Genomic DNA, 16,802 nt, shown 5'->3' with positions numbered 1-16,802 from the left:
TCCGCCTTAAGAGGGCTCTCTCATGCCTTCTGTTGCTGCGGGCACAACATGGCTGAACAGATATTTCAGGAGAGTCCGCTTACCCACATCAATATCCGCCGTCACTGGCATACCAGCACTAGGATGGAAGAAAGACGGCTGCCCATGCAGGGTGTACTTATCAATCTTCAACCGGACACGGTAGAAAATGACAGAATTACCCTGTTTTACCATAGCGGATGGATCAATCCCGGCCCTGATGTTCCCTTCGACCATTTCAGGCGGCAAGAACGTATCAGCACTGATGAGGCTGACCGTACCCTTCGCACCCCCGTACTGGACATAAGGGAAGCTAGCAAACTTGATGATGGCATGGTGCCCCTGCCGCACATAGGCACTATCCTGCGGGCTCATGAGGGCTTCCACCTCCAGCCCGCTGTCGGTTGGCTCCAGCGTCATCACCCGCATGGTAGGCCCGACCATCGCCCCAACGGAAATGGGAGCAATGGTCAACACAACACCATCCTGCTGGGCCCGGAGGTCAATCTCCTTTTGCCGCACACGCCCTTTGCGGTAGTCGCTCTTCAGCTGGTCCAGCCGTCGCTCACCAGTGACAAGCGTTTCATAAATCTTTGTCTTCCATGACTGGATAAAGCTTTCCCGCAGAGCCTTGAGGGCATCTAGACGGTTCTGCGTAGCACCAGCCACCTGCTGAGCGGAAATCAACGCCCGCTCTGTATCCATCACGGCATCCTGCGCCCCGAGAGTGGAAAGACGAGACCCCACAGCCTCCTTCTGCTCACGCTCTCTCATATCCAGCACGGCCTGTGTGACCTTCAACTTACTGGCATACATGGCTGCGTTAGCTCTAGCCTGCTGAAGGTCGTTCTGCATCCCGGCAATGCGGCGGTCGAAATCCTCGATGTGGGACTGGTAATCCACCTTCATCTGGAGGAACACCTGCTCCTGCTGGATGGAAGCTGGCACACTTATATCCGTGCGATATTCCGTACCCGATGCCTGCGCCTTCAGTCGGCTCACTTCCTCCTGTAGGGACTGCATCTGAGCGGACAGATTATCCATATCCACATCGCTCAATGTCGGGTCCAGTCGGGCCAGAACCTGTCCCTTGCGGACATATTCACCAACTTTGACATTAAGCGACCGGACACGCCCAGCAGCGACAGGCTGCACCACAACAATCGGTGCAGTGGAGATGATTCGTCCCGTAACAGTCACAACCTTGTTGAGCGGAAACAGCGCCATAGCCGCCACGCTAGCCAACACCAGCGACCCCACAAGCCACGTAATATAGCGGGCTGAGGCTGTCATGGGCAGGTTGACCATACCCAGCGTGGGAGAATGGAACTCCAACAAAGCTAGGGGCATATCCTCCGGGGCGAACGGATCGTCCGCCTTACGAGGGCCCTTATGATTGTCCTCGTCCATGTTGGGGGCGGCTTCAGGGGCAGCCTGCCGCTGCTCCTTCTCCTGTGCAGGGCCGGACCCGGTGGGCTTGCTCTCGCTCATCATTCCTGTCCTCCTGCCGACGGATTACCGCCCGCCTGCGTTTCCGGCGCAAGATGACGGTTCTGCTGGAGCCACAACGTCCGATACACATCACAGCGTTCCAACAGGACTTCATGTGGTGCGATATCAATGGCACGCCCCTGATCCATCACAGCGATCTGGTCACAATCCACCAGTGATGACAGACGGTGCGAGACAATCACCATCGTCCGGCCCTTTGCCAGATTTTTGAGGTTCGCATTAACAAGGGCTTCAGATTCTGGGTCCAATGCGGATGTCGCTTCATCCAGAATCATGAGTTTAGGATCAGAAATCACGGCACGGGCAATAGCCAAACGCTGCCTTTGCCCACCAGAAATATTGGTCGAGCCTTCTTCAATCCACGTCTCATAGCCAGCTGGCATACGTTCGATAAACTCTTCTGCCCCAGCCAGACGAGCCGCCCGGATGACATCATCCAGCGTCAGCCCCGGTCGCCCAGCGGTAATATTGTCATGGATAGTCCCACGGAAGAGGAAGTTATCCTGCAGCACAACACCAAAGGACCGCCGCAAATAGTGCAGGTTAATTTCCCGCAAATCGACACCATCAAGGCGCAGATACCCCTGATACTCTCGGCTAACACCCTGAAGAAGACGTGTGATGGTCGATTTACCAGACCCAGAACGCCCCACAAGCCCAAGCATGGTCCCTGCAGGCACATCAAAGGTTACATCCGTCAGGGCCCTATTCGCAGCCCCGGGGTAAGTAAAGTTGATGTTGTTGAAGCTCAGTGCCCCCTTAATAGGCGGGCGCATACCATGAGTCAGAGCGTAAGTTTCTGTCGGCTGGTTGAGCACCTCACCGGCCTCACCCAGAGACACGGTTACCTCGTTGAGGGATTCCATGATCTTGGCCAGACTAACCAGCGGGGACGCAACACGGCCACCCAGCATCATGAAGGCCATGAGCGCACCACCCTGCATGGTGTTAGCATCTGTCAGCACCAGATAGGCACCAACAAGAATAATGCCCCGGTTAATAAACATATTAAGCGGCTGCACCATCGTGCTGACCCAGTTGGCCAAACGCTGAGATGCCAAACGCCAATGAATGACAACAGCCGTGCGGTTGTCCCATGTGGCACGCCGGGTATTCTCCAGTGCCAATGTCTTGACTGTCCGGATACCGGCTACGGTTTCGTAAAGCGCGGCCCCACGTTGCATCTCCGCCCTGACCATCTTACCAGCCACACGACTCACCACTGGCAGCATGATGACCACAATCAAACCAATCGCTCCAGCAGCGACAAGAGTCAGCCATGCCAAAGAGGGGCTCATATAGAACAGCACGGGCATGACAACCAGCAGCATAAACACGTCCAGAAGGGTGTTCAGCACTTGTCCGGTTAGGAAGTCACGCACTTTGAAGATGGAGTTAAACCGCCCGAGTACTTCACCAGCCTGCTGGCGTTCATAAAACTCCAACGGCAACGCAAGAAGGCGGTTAAAGGCATGGAGGGAAATACGAGCATCCAGCCGGGTACTAACAACCAGTGTCAGCTCCTGCCGGGCATACGTCAGCAAAACTTCATAGAGGCTTAGAATGACGACAAAGCCCGTAAGGGAAACAAGGGTCGCCATGGAGTGATAGTTAATGACCCGGTCCACCACCTGCATGACGATCATGGCAGGGAATAGCCCCAGGATACTCAGCACCATAGAGGAGAAGACGATATCCCGCAGGCCCTTCTTTTCCCGCAGAACCATCTTAACGAACCAGTAAAAGTCGAAATTAGCATCTGCTTCCGACTCATCACTGCGCCGCTTGATCAGGACGACATCACCCGTCCAGAGCTGCATCAGCCTTAGTTCATCAATGGGAACAGGTGGCTCACCCTCACCCTTCAGAGGGTCACGCAGCCAGACGATACCCTTCTCGGGGTTCGTGCGGACCAGCAGGCCGGCAGAGCCATCCCGGAACAGCAACACAACAGGCGGCGTATACCCCAGCTTGACGAGATACCGCCACCGCAGGCGCATGCCCTTAGCAACGGCACCGTAATCCCTCAGCCAGCGGACAAGGGTTGCAGGCGATGGTGATGCTTCACCGGGCTCCGCTGCAAAATCGCGTATGTCCAGTTCGATCCCGTGATACCGTGCTGCGGCCATGACAGCCCTCAAACGGATATAGATCGGACTGACACCCTGCGGCTTCTGCCCAGTGCTGTTATGATCTACCCCGGGGGCGTCGGACTTACGACCTCCAGCACCCTGCCCGGAAGACTGTTCGCCAGTTGGAGGCTGGTTCTCCACAGAATATCCTTACTTTGTCTCGTCATCTGCATCAGGCATCCTGCTGCCTGATACCCCGCTCACACTATGCCTTCCGGGAATCTATAAGCAGTTACAAGGCACAGCAAGGGCACAAATATAATTTCCCCTTTACTTTTTGCTCGCCACACGGGGAACACCCCCCCTTGAAGCAAGGTCTTTCAGCTTTTAGGACAAATGCAGTACACTTTCTACCTCATCCTCTTCCATTCCATCTATCAGCTTCCCATCTGGAAAAAACCAGACAAGGCCCGCCACAGCCTCCCTTGAATATCCAACAGCAGAAGGCCTCTTCATGCTCACCCCCTCGCATTATGCCTCATCCCTGCCGAGTTTTTTCCACCGCAACATTACACTGCCTCCTACGCCTGCACCCCGCATCGTTGCCTTAAATACGGAGCTGGCCCAACAATTAGAGTTGGATGTGGATTGGCTACACTCTGCCGAAGGTCTGGCCTTTCTCTCCTGCGGAATACTGCCCCACCGGGATGAGGCCTCATCAGGGCCTGTTGCTACGGCCTATGCCGGGCATCAATTCGGCCAGTTTGTACCATCTCTGGGAGATGGTCGAGCGGCCCTCATTGCTGACTGCCAGACTAAAGACGATCATCGGCTGGAATTACAGATAAAAGGAACAGGCCCCACACCCTTCTCCCGCCACGGCGATGGCCGAAACACACTAGGGCCAGCCCTACGGGAGTATCTTATCAGTGAGGCCATGCACGCCCTTGGCATCCCCACCACAAGAGCACTAGCCGTACTGACCACCGGGGACATGGTAGAGCGAGATAATGGACCCTTTCCTGGGGCTCAGATCGTCCGGGTAGCCCGCAGCCATGTTCGGGTTGGCAGTTTCCAATATGCAGCGGCACATGGCGGCCTAAACCATGTCCGCCAGTTAGCAGACTTCACCATCCAACGCCTCTTCCCCGCCCTCACCAACGAAGGGCCGGAATGTTATCTGGCCTTACTAAAAACCGCCATCCAGCAACAAGCACAGCTGGTAGCCCGCTGGATGGAAGTCGGGTTCATTCATGGGGTCATGAATACCGATAACTGCGCTCTCTCCGGTGAAACATTGGATTATGGCCCCTGCGCCTTCATGGACCGGTTCGACCCGATGAAACGCTTCAGCTTCATCGACAAGGACGGCCGCTATGCCTATGGCCGCCAGCCTGCATTAGCCCTGTGGAATCTCAGCCGCTTAGCGGAATGTCTATTCCCGCTTTTTGATGACGATGAAGATAAAGCCATTGAAAAAGCACAGGACGCTCTACAGGGCTACGACCAGCTATTCCATCACGCTTGGCTGGCAGGGTTCCGGCGCAAGCTGGGGCTAGAGGAGCAGGACGAGCACGATATCCGCCTGTTAGAGCATATTCTGGAAACCATGCACACCGGCCAAGCAGACTTTACTAATGCCTTCCGTATGATGAGTTCGCCAGACGTCGCCATCCGGGACGATTATTCAGCCCTGCGGGAACTGTTCCCCGGTAATAAGGGCCATTTCGACCTCTGCCGGACAGAAATACTTCATCGCCTGACGCTCGAAAAACGACCCGCTGAAATGCGCCAGCAAGCCATGCAGGCAACCAATCCCCGCATCATCCCCAGAAATCATCAGGTCGAAGCGGCTCTATCACAAGCGATCGAAGGTGATTACCGGCTGTTCCATACCCTGCATGACGCTCTGAAAACCCCTTTTGCAGAAGCCGATGACGGACTTGCAGCTGCACCTAAGCGAGAAGAGGAAATCCACCATACATTTTGTGGCACATAAGACCAATCGCCTCTCTGCCCCATCAACACAGAAGGGGCAGAGGCACCATTAGTGCGTCAGGCTTTGGATACGCTGAAGGGCCTGACTCAGCCCTTTAGTTGAAAAAATGAGCCTCATCGGCTTGCCGGAAAATGTCATGGCCGTGAAGGTAGCCTTTGGCTCTTTCAGCAAAGTAGCCCATTGCTGATCATCAAATGTCAGGGGAACCAGGCAGCCAGCCGGGAGGCACGTTGAGAAGGAATAGACATCCCCTACAGGTTGGGAAGCGTTAGTCAGTGTTAAACCCCGGACAATGTCCAGCCCGAAAGGCACCGTCACCACGCCATGCACCTGCGTACCATCAGGTTCAAAATGGATGGTCATGACCCGCCTGCGTGAACGGGGCTCCAACGCCTGCTGCTGCGTGGCGCACTGCACAGTACCACCATTGGCCGCCCCTTCAGCCGGGGCCTGACAGATAACCTCCCAGTCCTGATAGCGTTCCCGCAGGATGCTCGCCCCATTCGGTAGGCTAGCTGCTGCATGGGCGGATCCTCCCAACAGGAGCACAACACCCCAGAGCCCCCCCAACAGCTGCACTATCCTCATGCCTTTTGCCATGCTCTTTCCTGCCCCTGCACTATTTCTTGCCGTGCAGCCTTATAGACCATTGGAACCTACTGGTCACCAGCCTGTTCAGTTACCCTCCCACCAGTGCCGCTGGCTCATTTTGGTTGCCTCGCCCACATCCGCTTTCAGCTTTGCATCACCTTGCGAACTCTGAAGTAAACTGTCCGTTTCCGCCTGCTTGTGAGCAAGCTCAGCCTTGATGAGATCATCCTCTCGGCTGGCACGGGCTTCCAACATTTTCAGCTTGAGCTGCTGCTCTTTCAGCTCCAGCTCACGGCTGGCCTCTTTGTAACGCCGGTCATCTTGCCAATCTGCTTCATTCTGAGCATTACGGGCCGCAGCAATACGGGCCGCATTGGCTGAGGCCTGTGCTCGCAGCCTTCTCTCCTGCTGCTGTGCCTGCTGGGCAGCCTGTTGCTGGGCGGCCTCCAGCGCCACACGGCGCTGGTCCTGACCATCCTGAATATGCGCCAGTGCCTCGAGCTGGGCAGGATCCATTGCCTGTGCATAGACAACGGGCACCGCCCTACACAGGCCGATGCCTCCCAGAGTCAAACACAATAGCCCAACATGCCATTTATCTGGACGTATCATTCCATCCTCCTCCGGAAGGCCTGCCTCTTAACGCCGCGGGCAGGCCGCATTAGGCTGGACACGAGTTCCATTGCCACCAGTTGATACTAGCAGTGCTGTACCAGGCTTGTATTCGCATGTTTTGCCTACCTGTGTAGAAAGCAGAACATCCCCGCCGGCACGGTCCTGATAAGCAATCGTCACGCCGCTAACGAGTGTATGGCTACCTGCAATCTGTCCCCCGACGAGGGTACCACCCAAGGCACCGCCAGCACCTGCCGCCAGACCACCGCCCCAGCCTGCATGACCGGCACCCACAGCCAGACCCGTGCCAAGAGCAGCCCCCAGAAGACCACCAACAACCCTTGCAGTGTCGCGATTTTTGGAATTATCCACATTCACCCGGGCAGCAGATACGGAAATAATCTGCACTGCACGGCCTCTCTGCACGGTATTGACCTGAGACTGGTCATAAACATCAGGCCGTGATTCCTGCCCGGGCGTCGTGCAGGCACCAAGTGTCAGAAAAGGCACGATCATGACAGCCATCAGGCCACGAGTTTTCAGCATGGTTTCTCCATATCTCCAGAATAGTCCGCAACAGGCACACACGGCACCACACGAAAAAGCCTTTTTCTAGGCCCGTAGGTCATGACTTCCCGCAGGCTTCATAACCTGTCTCTTTTCCAGAAACAGGCACCACATCGTCAAGTTAGATTTTTACAAGTCACCTCAAGGCGGCTTTCCCTCCTTGCCCCACCCTCAACTTTACGGAACACTCCCTGTTCGATAGTGAGAGGGTTCTCCCTCCATGACTGTCAGGCTGACATTCAAGACATGACCACTGCCAGTATCCTTCCCCATCTCTGGCTACCCTACAGCCAGATGCAGACCGCTCCCATGCCCGTAGAGGCTGCCGCCACCTCTGGCAGCACCATTACCCTTGCGGATGGACGCACCCTTATTGATGGCATCGCCTCGTGGTGGACAGCCTGCCACGGCTATAATCACCCCTATATCCGGCAGGCACTCATCCAACAGGCTGAGACCATGCCTCATGTCATGTTCGGAGGCATGGTTCATCAGCCCGCCATGACACTGGCCCGGCGTCTGTCGGACCGGCTACCGGGCGATCTGGAACGGGTCTTCTTCACCGATTCAGGGTCGGTGGCGATGGAAGTGGCGGCCAAGATGGCCATCCAATACCAGCTCAATCAGGGGCGGGAAGGACGGCACAAGTTGCTTTCCTTCCGAGGTGGGTATCATGGCGACACGCTGGCCATGATGGCCGTTTGCGACCCAGAAGAAGGGATGCATCGCCTCTTTGGGGATGCCTTAACGCAACAAATCATCGCCGACCTCCCCTCCACGCCCGAGACATTGGCAGCACTGGAGGCCCTACTCTCCAAACGGGGGCACGAGATTGCCGCCATCATCACGGAACCCCTCGTGCAGGGAGCAGGTGGCATGCTCTTCCATGAGTCAGAAACCCTCTGCCATCTCCGCCGCCTCTGTGATGAACATGGCATCCTCCTCATCATTGATGAAATCTTCACCGGCTTTGGGCGGACAGGGACATTCTTTGCCTGCGAACAGGCAGGGATCACGCCGGACATCGTGGCCCTCTCCAAGGCTCTAACAGGCGGCACCCTGCCCCTTGCTGCCACCATTGCCCGGAAACATGTGTTCGAGGCCTTCTTGTCGGATGATCCGCTCCATGCCCTCATGCATGGCCCGACCTTCATGGCCAATCCGCTAGCCTGTGCCGTGGCCAATGCCTCGCTGGACCTGTTCGATACGGAACCACGGCTGGAGCAGGTCCGGGCCATCAGTACCCAGATGGCTGCGGAGCTGGAACCCTGCCGCTCCCTGCCCGGCGTCAGGGATGTCCGTGTTCTGGGGGCCATTGGCGTTGTAGAGCTGGACACGCTGGATGACCCAGAAGCCCTTAAGCGGGCCTTTATCGAAAAAGGCGTCTGGGTGCGGCCCTTCCGCCGCATCGTCTATCTCACACCTGCCTTTACCATCACACCCGACGAATTAAGCACACTCACCAGCAGCATCCATCATGTCCTAAAGGACCATCTGGGATGAACGCCCTCCAATCGGCCCTTCAGGCAGCCCTACATGAGCGGGACCGCCAGCATACCCGCCGCCATCTTGTCCCTGTGGAGCGGCAGGGCGGCTCTCTGCTCCGTCAGGATCGCAAACTGGTTGACGTCACCTCCAACGACTATCTCGGCCTTGCGGACCATCCCTTGCTACGCCAGAGAGCGGCAGACTGGGCAGAACGCTACGGCACGGGTGCACGGGCCTCCCGCCTCGTTAGTGGCACCCTACCCCTACATACGCAGCTGGAGGAAAAGCTGGCCCGCTTTAAAAAAAGCGAGGCAGCCCTACTGTTCGCCAGCGGGTGGCAGGCCAATGCGTCCCTGCTGCCCGCCCTCAACCACCTGTCCCGCCAGCAGGTGGGCTACCCGGCCATCCTCTTCATGGACCGCCTGAACCATGCCAGCCTGCATCATGGCTGTCTGGCAGCCGGGCTGCGACAGGTACGCTTCCACCATAATGACCTTGCTCATCTAGAAACCCTGCTGGAGCGCCATGCCGACCAGAAGGGCCTGAAATTCATCATCACCGAGAGCGTCTTCTCCATGGATGGGGACCGGGCCGACATCCCCGCCCTGCGGGCGCTGGCAGACCGTTACGGTGCCTTCCTCTATGTTGATGAAGCCCACGCCACTGCTGTTCTAGGGCCGGGAGGGAGCGGCCTTTCCAACGGGCTGGCGGACATCACCATGAGCACAGCCAGCAAAGCCCTTGGCGGCATGGGAGCGTTCGTAACAGGCAGCCAGGCTCTCTGCGATTATCTGGTCAATCAGGCTTCCGGTTTCATCTACAGCACGGCCCTGCCCCCTGCCTGCCTCGGGGCACTGGATGCTGCCCTTGAGATTGTCCCCTCACTGGAGGCTGAACGCCAGCATCTCCAGCATCAGGCGGACCGCCTGCGCCAGCGATTGAATAACGCAGGCTGGAAGACCGGGCCTTCCAGCACGCAGATTATTCCAATCATGATTGGAGACAGTGAAACAGCCCTGCATGTTGCCCGCTCTCTGGAGGAGAAAGGCTTCCTCAGCATCGCTATCCGCCCACCGACTGTCCCCCCTGGCACAGCCCGTTTACGAATTGCCCTAGAAAGTCGTCTTTCTGCCACGATCATAGATCAGCTCGGTGATGCCCTGCTGGGCAGCCTACGGAGTGTACCACCCCAATGACGACTCTCTATTTTCAACATGGTTGGGGCTATGATGCCGGCTTCTGGATGCCACTGCAGAACCACCTACCGGAGTTCCAGCATGTTTGTGCTGATGCAGGCTATCTTGGGGCGGAGGCACGATCTAACCTGCCTCAATCCCCCTTCTGGGCGATAGGACACTCTGCCGGGGCCTGTTCTCTGCTGGCTCTGGAGGCGCCGCACTGCCTTGGCATCATCAGCATCAATGGCTTTGCCCGCTTCACCAAAGCCGAGGATTTTCCGGAAGGCGTGCCAGAACGCATCCTGCATCGCATGATCCGACAATTAGACCGTCAACCAGCCCCTGTCCTTCACCAGTTCCGCCAGATGTGCGGAGAGACTGCCCCCATTCTTCCCAGCACTCTGGATCGTGACGCCCTGAAAGCTGGTCTCACCACACTGGCAGAGATGGACCACCGCCCTCTCTTACCCCGCTGGGAAGGGCGACTCCACAGCCTACACAGCCCAGATGACCCACTCTCTCCGGCCAGAAATGGGCTGGGGGCAGACATCCCCAGCAGTACCCTGCCCGGCGGGCACCTACTACCACACACACACCCACAAGACTGCGCCACCCTTCTGACACGCATCATCAAGAATGCTTCTTCTGTATGACAGACAGCCGCAAGACCATCATCGCCGCCCGCTTTGATGCCGCCCAAGACTATGAACGAGCCGCTTTCATCCAGAAGCGATGCGCCCGGATACTGGCCGAGCGCATCCGCCAGCATCGGGCTGCACAACCGCCCCGCCGGATTCTGGAATTTGGCTGCGGCACAGGCCTATTAAGCCGAGAACTAGTCTCTGCCTTCCCAAAGGCAGAGTTTCACCTCACAGACATTTCCCCTACCATGCTGGAACGTACCAGCCAGCATCTGGCTCCCCTTCCAGCGACCGTGCAGCTTTATGTCATGGATGGGGAAAATCCACAGCCACAGGGGGCAGCAGAGGGATTCGACCTCATCACTTCCAGCCTTTGCCTGCAGTGGTTTGAGGACCGGGCCGCAGCGTTCCGTGACCTTGCCGCTCTATTACGCCCCGGCGGGCACATGATAGTCAGCACCCTCCTGACAGGTAGCCTGCATGAATGGCAAGAAAGCTGCAAAAACGCTGCCATAGCCTGCGGTGTGCCCGATTACCCCAGCCTTGCCCAACTCCAAGAGGACTGGCCTACTGGGGGGCATGGGGAATGGGATGTCTGCGCGCTTCATGATCCAACCCCTTCGGCACGGCACTTCTTAAAAGGCCTCCGCATGATTGGTGCTTCCTTGCCACGGGACGGGCACCAGCCCGCCCACGGGCTTCGCAGAGCCATGCATCATTTTGACAACCATTTTAGCCATGTAACCTATCAAACCGCCTTTGGTATCTTCCTGAAAGGATACTGACCCCCATGCTGCTTCAAGCTCCACCAACTCTACCTCGGACCACTCCTAAGGGCGTTTTCATCACTGGGACAGACACCGGCATTGGCAAGACCCTCACCAGTGCCATACTGACGAAAGCATGGCAGGGAATATACTGGAAGCCCTTTCAGACCGGCCTTGCGGAAGAGGCCGGGGACACGCCCACCATTCAGCACCTGACAGGCTTATCCGCAGATCACATCCTACCCCCGACTTACGCTTTACAGGCCCCTCTTTCTCCCGCTGCTGCCAGTGCTCTGGAAGGTATAACGCTAGAGCCTGAACATCTTACCCTACCCCCAACAACACATTCTCCCCTGATCGTAGAAGGGGCGGGTGGGCTCATGGTGCCCCTGACAGATAACATGTTGATGATCGACCTCATCGCTCGTTTGGGGCTACCTGTTATTCTGGTCACACGCAGCGGGCTGGGGACACTCAACCATACGCTGCTCAGCCTCGAAGCACTGTATCAGCGGGGAATTCCCGTCCTAGGGTTCATCACCAATGGGCCAGAATGCCCGGAAAATAGCCAAACATTGGAAAAACTAGGCCAGTGCCGCGCGCTCCATCACATCCCCGCCTTGCCCGGGACACCAGGGCCGTATGATGTCAGCCAGATGGCTGTACAGATTCCTTCATGGAAAAGCCTGTGGTAGAATGTTGAGTCTTTCAATGGTGAAGACACTACACTCTCTAGCGTAGTCTGCCATGAAAATACCATTTCCCCCGCCCTTCGCTGACGGGGTAGACAGAGTCCACATTACAGACTGACAGGGTTTTTAAATCTTATTATGAAACTGCATCGTCGTGACATTGTAAAAGCGGGTCTGGGTTTTGGAGCTGGACTAACCTTTGCAGGAAGACACTCCCTGAAAGCGCAGACCGTAGACGTAGCTCCGACACGTTTTGATGACGGCACCGTCCGCTCTCTGGCCCAGAATCTGGCCAGTAAAAGCTACCGTGCCCCACAGAAGGACCTGCCCGACTCTCTGGCACACATGACGTTTGACCAGTTTTCATCCGTCCAGTTCAATAATGAAAAGACCCTCTGGGGGCAGGATCATCTAGCGTTTGATGTCCAATTCTTTCCCCGTGGCTATCTCTATAAACAGAATGTCGATGTTTTTGAGGTCATAAACGGTTCGGCCCACCCCGTCACTTGTACGCCTGACACGTTTAGCAGCCGGGATGCCTCGTTAAATATCAGCACCGAGGCGGGCTTTTCTGGCCTGCGTATCCGCTATGCTCTCAATCAACCCGGCGTTATGGAAGAATGTGCGGTCTTCCTCGGGGCTTCCTATTTCCGAGCTGTTGCCAAGGGGCAGGCTTATGGTCTGTCCGCCCGTGGTTTTGCCAAGGATACAGGCACTCCGACTGGGGAGGAGTTCCCCGTCTTCCGTGCCTTCTGGTTGGAAAAACCAGCCGCAGGCAGCCAATCCCTCGTGCTACACGCCCTGATGGACAGCCCTTCCTTAACAGGGGCCTTCCGCTTTACCATCCGGCCGGGTGAAACAACCCTGTTTGATGTACAATCCTCCTTCTTCCCCCGTGTGGACATCTCAGCAGGTGGCATCGCCCCGCTAACGGGTATGTATTATTTCGATGCTAATGACCGGGTGCACGTAAATGACTGGCGGCCTGCCGCTCATGACAGTGAAGCCCTCCAGATATGGACAGGTGCCGGCCAGAACATTTACCGCCCGCTCACAAACCCGACTGACCTTCAGCTCTCTTCTTTCAGCGATGCAGGGCCGTATGGTTATGGGCTAATGCAGCGCAAACGGTCTTTCCATGACTATGAAGACCTCGCTCTGCATTACGAGAGACGCCCCTCCCTGTGGGTGGAGCCTGTCGGCAACTGGGGAAAAGGCAGTGTCAATCTAGTGGAAATCCCCACACCCAGTGAGGTCAACGACAACATTGTCTCATTCTGGCGTCCTCAATCCCCTATGAAAGCCGGACAAACCTATAATTTTACCTATCGCATGTATTGGGGGTGGGATACGCCATGGCCGACCCATCAGGCCCGCATCCATGATACCCGGGCCGGGGCCGTAACGGACCATCCCGACAAAGTGCAATTCGTTCTGGATTTTGACGGCGAACCATTCCACACCGTGTCTGACCCCGCCGCCTATCATCTGACCGCCCAGACATCAGCTGGCAGTATCGGGGGTGTCACGATTATGCCCAATCCGGAGATCAACGGCATGCGTGCCTTCTTCCAGCTCGACCCGGGCGGGGCAAAACTCTGCGAGCTTCAGGTTCAGCTTGCTAATGCGCAAGGGCCTGTTTCCGAAACATGGCTATACCGTTGGACCCCGTAAGAGCGATGACCACGCCACAACATAACGTCTTTCTTCCCCCTGAATCTCCACTGGCCATGCCTGTGCAGGACCTGCACAAAGCACCAGACCGCCATGGTCGGTCCTTTTGGCGGCTTCCAACCACGCCATCCCTGCTTTGGCTGCGGCGGCTGGCCGTTTTTGGAGTCGCCTTCCTACTGACTGGCTACAGCGTGGTGAAGATTAATGCCGTCTTCAACTCGCTAGGAACAAGTACGCTCGGCATCATCATGCTGGGGCTGTTCACCATCCTCAGCTTTTGGATCTCCCTTTCCTGTGCATCCGCGCTGGGCGGGTTCTGGGCCATGTTACGGCATGGCGGGCTGGGCCTCGGCATCCGCCGCACTGGCCCCCTGCCAGAGCTTTCCGGTAAAACCGCCATTCTCCTCCCGACCTATAATGAGCCACCCCAGCGGGTGATGATCAATCTCCGGGCCATGCTCAAGAGCCTTCAGGAGACAGGGCGGGGCGACCATTTTGACATCTTCATCCTCTCCGATACGACTGATCCGGATATCTGGGTGCAGGAAGAGCAAGCCGTTCTAGACCTCTACAAACAGGATTATGCTCGCAAGCATCTCTTCTATCGCCGCCGCTTCAAAAACACGGACCGCAAAGCAGGGAATATCGGAGACTGGGTGACCCGTTTTGGCGGAGCCTATCCGGCTATGCTCACCCTTGATGCGGATAGTCTGATGGATGGTGGGCTGATTGTCCGCCTAGCAGCCGCCATGGAACAGCATGAGCAGGTTGGACTCATCCAGAGTTTGCCTGTCATTGTGGGAGGGCAAACGCTTTTTGCCCGGATGCAACAATTTGCTGGGCGTGTCTATGGCCCCTTGATTGCACAGGGTATCGCTTGGTGGCATGGCTCTGAGGGCAATTATTGGGGTCATAATGCCATTATCCGCACGCAGGCCTTTGCCGAGCAAGCCGGGCTGCCGCACCTGCCTGGGAAGCCACCTTTTGGCGGGCATATTCTGAGCCACGATTTCATCGAAGCCGCCTTGATGCGCCGTGGTGGCTGGGCCATCCACATGGTTCCCGGTCTGAGTGGCTCCTATGAGGAAAGCCCTCCCTCCCTAACAGACATTGCCGTGCGAGACCGCCGCTGGTGCCAGGGGAATCTCCAGCATGCTCGTATTCTCTTTACCAAAGGGATGCATTGGGTCAGCCGGTCCCACATGTTGGTAGGTATTGGCTCCTACATCATGTCGCCTCTCTGGCTGCTGTTCCTACTGTTTGGTATTCTCATTGCCCTACAGGCACATTTCTATCACCCTGAATATTTCAGCACGCAGCGCAGCCTCTATCCGCACTGGCCGCATGTAGACCCCATTCTGGCCCGGTTGGTCTTCATTCAGACCATGATTGTGCTTCTCGCACCTAAAGCTCTGGCCTTCCTCGCCATCTGTCTTAACCCGACGGGGCGTAAAGAGGCTGGGGGTGTAGTGCGGCTTGGGTGGTCCATTCTGTTGGAAACGCTGATTGGTGCGTTGCTTGCGCCAATTGCTATGCTGATCCAGACATCCGCCATTCTGTCCATTCTGCTAGGACGCGATTCCGGTTGGAAAGCACAGAACCGTGATGATGGCAGTCTCCCCTGGGCAGATACCATCCGCAAATACTGGTTCTATAGCCTGTTCGGTATCATTCTAAGTGCAGCCGCATGGTCGGTCTCTCTCTCCCTGTTTTTATGGATGCTGCCGGTTTTGATCGGGCTGTTGCTTGCCATTCCGCTAGTTGGTTTCACTAGCAGCAGCCACATCGGGCAAGCTATGCGTAAGGCGGGACTTCTTCTCATTCCGGAAGAAACGACACCGCCAGCCATCATCCAACGGGCCCTTGAAGAGCGGAATCATCCGCACCCCGTGATTACGGAGGCCTTTCATGCGCTCCGCAGCAATACGGAACTGAGACATGCACATCTACGGACGCTCCCCGCTCCCCGAAAAGTTGGAGAGCCTATTTCTGTGCCGCTGCTGACGGGGTCTCTGAAACTTCAAGAAAGCGCAACACTGGAAGACGCATTAGCGCAACTAACACTCGCCGAAAAGGCAGCTATCCTAAGCTGCGGCAGTGACATTGCTATTCTAGCGGACCTACCTGTTACCTCTCCCAATCTAACGGATGAGCCGGCTAGTCATTAACAGCCACTCTTCTCCGCTTGCGGGGCTGCTCCAATATTTTTATGAGGCAGCCCCATTGTCTGGCCTGACATAACGCCCATCTCTAGAACAGAAGCCCTGACTGGTAATCTTACGAAGGCCGGGGGGGCTCCTGTAACCATAACAGGCCCTATACGGGATGGGAGTAGGTTTATGTCCATCAACGTTGTTTACAAAACTACAGCACGTGCAACCGGTGGTCGGGACGGCTTTGCCGAAACCACTGACGGTAGCTTCCGTGTGGATCTCGGTGTGCCCAAAGAAATGGGTGGTGACGGCAAGGGGAATAATCCAGAGCAGCTTTTTGCTGCTGGTTATTCAGCCTGTTTCCTTGGTGCCATGAAGTTTGTTGCTGGCGAAGAGAAGATCGACATTCCTGCTGATACGCATGTTCAGGCGACGGTTGGCATTGGTCCCCGTTCTGATGGTGGCTTTGGCCTTGAGGTGGCCATTGAAGTTTCTCTTCCGGGTATGGACCGAGCCAAAGCTGTTGAACTGGTAAAGAAGACAGAGTTTGTCTGCCCTTACGCCAACGCTACAAAGGGTAACATCAAAACGACTGTTACTTTGGTCTGAGACATAAAGAAGGGCTCCTGATATGGAGCCCTTTTTCTCTACACAGCAGAACATCCAGGCGATATTAATCCAAGCGATTTGGATTGATGTGTTTTTTTTGGGGTGTATATTTGGATGCGGGGGTAGGATTTGAACCTACGACCTTCAGGTTATGAGCCTGACGAGCTACCGGGCTGCTCCACCCCGCGGTAGTGGGTGGTATATATAGAGAGAGGGTGAGCGAGGG

At 56.4% G+C, this 16,802-nt stretch carries 14 protein-coding genes and 1 tRNA gene; 9 read left to right on the top strand and 6 right to left on the bottom strand.

The window, feature by feature from the left end:
- Positions 1–6: 6 nt before the first annotated feature.
- Positions 7–1,512: an HlyD family type I secretion periplasmic adaptor subunit gene (locus CPA57_RS08375; protein ID WP_182082365.1), complete on the bottom strand. Its 1,506-nt coding sequence runs from the start codon at positions 1,510–1,512 to the stop codon at positions 7–9.
- The gene (locus tag CPA57_RS08370; RefSeq protein ID WP_182082401.1) at positions 1,509–3,659 is read right to left on the bottom strand and encodes a peptidase domain-containing ABC transporter; all 2,151 of its coding nucleotides are present in this window, start codon (positions 3,657–3,659) and stop codon (positions 1,509–1,511) included. The genes CPA57_RS08375 and CPA57_RS08370 overlap by 4 nt, the downstream gene beginning before the upstream one ends.
- Positions 3,660–4,116: 457 nt before the next feature.
- Between CPA57_RS08370 and CPA57_RS08365 the strand changes: the two genes are divergently transcribed.
- On the top strand, positions 4,117–5,601 hold the full coding sequence (locus CPA57_RS08365) for a protein adenylyltransferase SelO (RefSeq protein ID WP_182082364.1): 1,485 nt from the start codon (positions 4,117–4,119) through the stop codon (positions 5,599–5,601).
- A 48-nt stretch (positions 5,602–5,649) separates the two neighbouring features.
- On the opposite strand, the gene CPA57_RS08360 is transcribed toward CPA57_RS08365, so the two are convergent.
- From CPA57_RS08360 to CPA57_RS08350, 3 genes are all read right to left on the bottom strand, one after another.
- Complete coding sequence (locus tag CPA57_RS08360) at positions 5,650–6,201, bottom strand: invasion associated locus B family protein (protein ID WP_182082363.1); 552 nt, start codon at positions 6,199–6,201, stop codon at positions 5,650–5,652.
- Between the two features lie 75 nt (positions 6,202–6,276).
- Complete coding sequence (locus CPA57_RS08355) at positions 6,277–6,804, bottom strand: DUF5384 family protein (RefSeq protein ID WP_182082362.1); 528 nt, start codon at positions 6,802–6,804, stop codon at positions 6,277–6,279.
- A gap of 27 nt (positions 6,805–6,831) precedes the next feature.
- Positions 6,832–7,353 (bottom strand): hypothetical protein, encoded by a 522-nt coding sequence (locus CPA57_RS08350; protein ID WP_182082361.1) that lies wholly within the window; start codon positions 7,351–7,353, stop codon positions 6,832–6,834.
- Positions 7,354–7,620: 267 nt separating this feature from the next.
- Here CPA57_RS08350 and CPA57_RS08345 point away from each other — a divergent pair, with 267 nt between their 5' ends.
- From CPA57_RS08345 to CPA57_RS08310, 8 genes are all read left to right on the top strand, one after another.
- Positions 7,621–8,877: an adenosylmethionine--8-amino-7-oxononanoate transaminase gene (locus CPA57_RS08345; RefSeq protein ID WP_182082360.1), complete on the top strand. Its 1,257-nt coding sequence runs from the start codon at positions 7,621–7,623 to the stop codon at positions 8,875–8,877.
- A complete protein-coding gene (locus CPA57_RS08340) occupies positions 8,874–10,058 on the top strand; it encodes an aminotransferase class I/II-fold pyridoxal phosphate-dependent enzyme (protein ID WP_182082359.1) in 1,185 nt (394 codons plus the stop codon). Before CPA57_RS08345 ends, CPA57_RS08340 begins: the two co-directional genes overlap by 4 nt.
- Positions 10,055–10,693 carry an alpha/beta fold hydrolase gene (locus tag CPA57_RS08335; protein WP_182082358.1) on the top strand — a complete coding sequence of 213 codons (639 nt, stop codon included), beginning with the start codon at positions 10,055–10,057 and terminating at the stop codon, positions 10,691–10,693. Before CPA57_RS08340 ends, CPA57_RS08335 begins: the two co-directional genes overlap by 4 nt.
- Positions 10,690–11,466, top strand: a complete 777-nt coding sequence (locus tag CPA57_RS08330; RefSeq protein WP_182082357.1) for a methyltransferase — start codon at positions 10,690–10,692, stop codon at positions 11,464–11,466. Before CPA57_RS08335 ends, CPA57_RS08330 begins: the two co-directional genes overlap by 4 nt.
- Positions 11,467–11,471: 5 nt before the next feature.
- The gene (bioD, locus tag CPA57_RS08325; protein WP_182082356.1) at positions 11,472–12,143 is read left to right on the top strand and encodes a dethiobiotin synthase; all 672 of its coding nucleotides are present in this window, start codon (positions 11,472–11,474) and stop codon (positions 12,141–12,143) included.
- Positions 12,144–12,278: 135 nt separating this feature from the next.
- Positions 12,279–13,814, top strand: coding sequence for a glucan biosynthesis protein (locus CPA57_RS08320; protein WP_182082355.1), 1,536 nt, complete (start codon positions 12,279–12,281; stop codon positions 13,812–13,814).
- Positions 13,790–15,982, top strand: a complete 2,193-nt coding sequence (mdoH, locus tag CPA57_RS08315; RefSeq protein ID WP_182082354.1) for a glucans biosynthesis glucosyltransferase MdoH — start codon at positions 13,790–13,792, stop codon at positions 15,980–15,982. Before CPA57_RS08320 ends, mdoH begins: the two co-directional genes overlap by 25 nt.
- Positions 15,983–16,153: 171 nt before the next feature.
- Positions 16,154–16,576: an organic hydroperoxide resistance protein gene (locus CPA57_RS08310; protein WP_182082353.1), complete on the top strand. Its 423-nt coding sequence runs from the start codon at positions 16,154–16,156 to the stop codon at positions 16,574–16,576.
- A 111-nt stretch (positions 16,577–16,687) separates the two neighbouring features.
- Here the strand turns inward: CPA57_RS08310 and CPA57_RS08305 are convergent.
- Positions 16,688–16,764 (bottom strand) — tRNA-Met (locus CPA57_RS08305).
- Positions 16,765–16,802: the final 38 nt, after the last annotated feature.

The sequence above is a fragment of the Bombella favorum genome, assembly GCF_014048475.1.
GTDB lineage: Bacteria > Pseudomonadota > Alphaproteobacteria > Acetobacterales > Acetobacteraceae > Bombella > Bombella favorum.
This window is presented reverse-complemented; position numbering and strand designations above follow the sequence as displayed.

Bases quoted from the DNA above. Each gene is read 5' to 3' on its own strand.
- CPA57_RS08375 (WP_182082365.1), bottom strand. From the start codon at position 1,512: ATGATGAGCGAGAGCAAGCCCACCGGGTCCGGCCCTGCACAGGAGAAG.
- CPA57_RS08370 (WP_182082401.1), bottom strand. From the start codon at position 3,659: ATGGCCGCAGCACGGTATCACGGGATCGAACTGGACATACGCGATTTT.
- CPA57_RS08365 (WP_182082364.1), top strand. From the start codon at position 4,117: ATGCTCACCCCCTCGCATTATGCCTCATCCCTGCCGAGTTTTTTCCAC.
- CPA57_RS08360 (WP_182082363.1), bottom strand. From the start codon at position 6,201: ATGGCAAAAGGCATGAGGATAGTGCAGCTGTTGGGGGGGCTCTGGGGT.
- CPA57_RS08355 (WP_182082362.1), bottom strand. From the start codon at position 6,804: ATGATACGTCCAGATAAATGGCATGTTGGGCTATTGTGTTTGACTCTG.
- CPA57_RS08350 (WP_182082361.1), bottom strand. From the start codon at position 7,353: ATGCTGAAAACTCGTGGCCTGATGGCTGTCATGATCGTGCCTTTTCTG.
- CPA57_RS08345 (WP_182082360.1), top strand. From the start codon at position 7,621: ATGACCACTGCCAGTATCCTTCCCCATCTCTGGCTACCCTACAGCCAG.
- CPA57_RS08340 (WP_182082359.1), top strand. From the start codon at position 8,874: ATGAACGCCCTCCAATCGGCCCTTCAGGCAGCCCTACATGAGCGGGAC.
- CPA57_RS08335 (WP_182082358.1), top strand. From the start codon at position 10,055: ATGACGACTCTCTATTTTCAACATGGTTGGGGCTATGATGCCGGCTTC.
- CPA57_RS08330 (WP_182082357.1), top strand. From the start codon at position 10,690: ATGACAGACAGCCGCAAGACCATCATCGCCGCCCGCTTTGATGCCGCC.
- bioD (WP_182082356.1), top strand. From the start codon at position 11,472: ATGCTGCTTCAAGCTCCACCAACTCTACCTCGGACCACTCCTAAGGGC.
- CPA57_RS08320 (WP_182082355.1), top strand. From the start codon at position 12,279: ATGAAACTGCATCGTCGTGACATTGTAAAAGCGGGTCTGGGTTTTGGA.
- mdoH (WP_182082354.1), top strand. From the start codon at position 13,790: ATGGCTATACCGTTGGACCCCGTAAGAGCGATGACCACGCCACAACAT.
- CPA57_RS08310 (WP_182082353.1), top strand. From the start codon at position 16,154: ATGTCCATCAACGTTGTTTACAAAACTACAGCACGTGCAACCGGTGGT.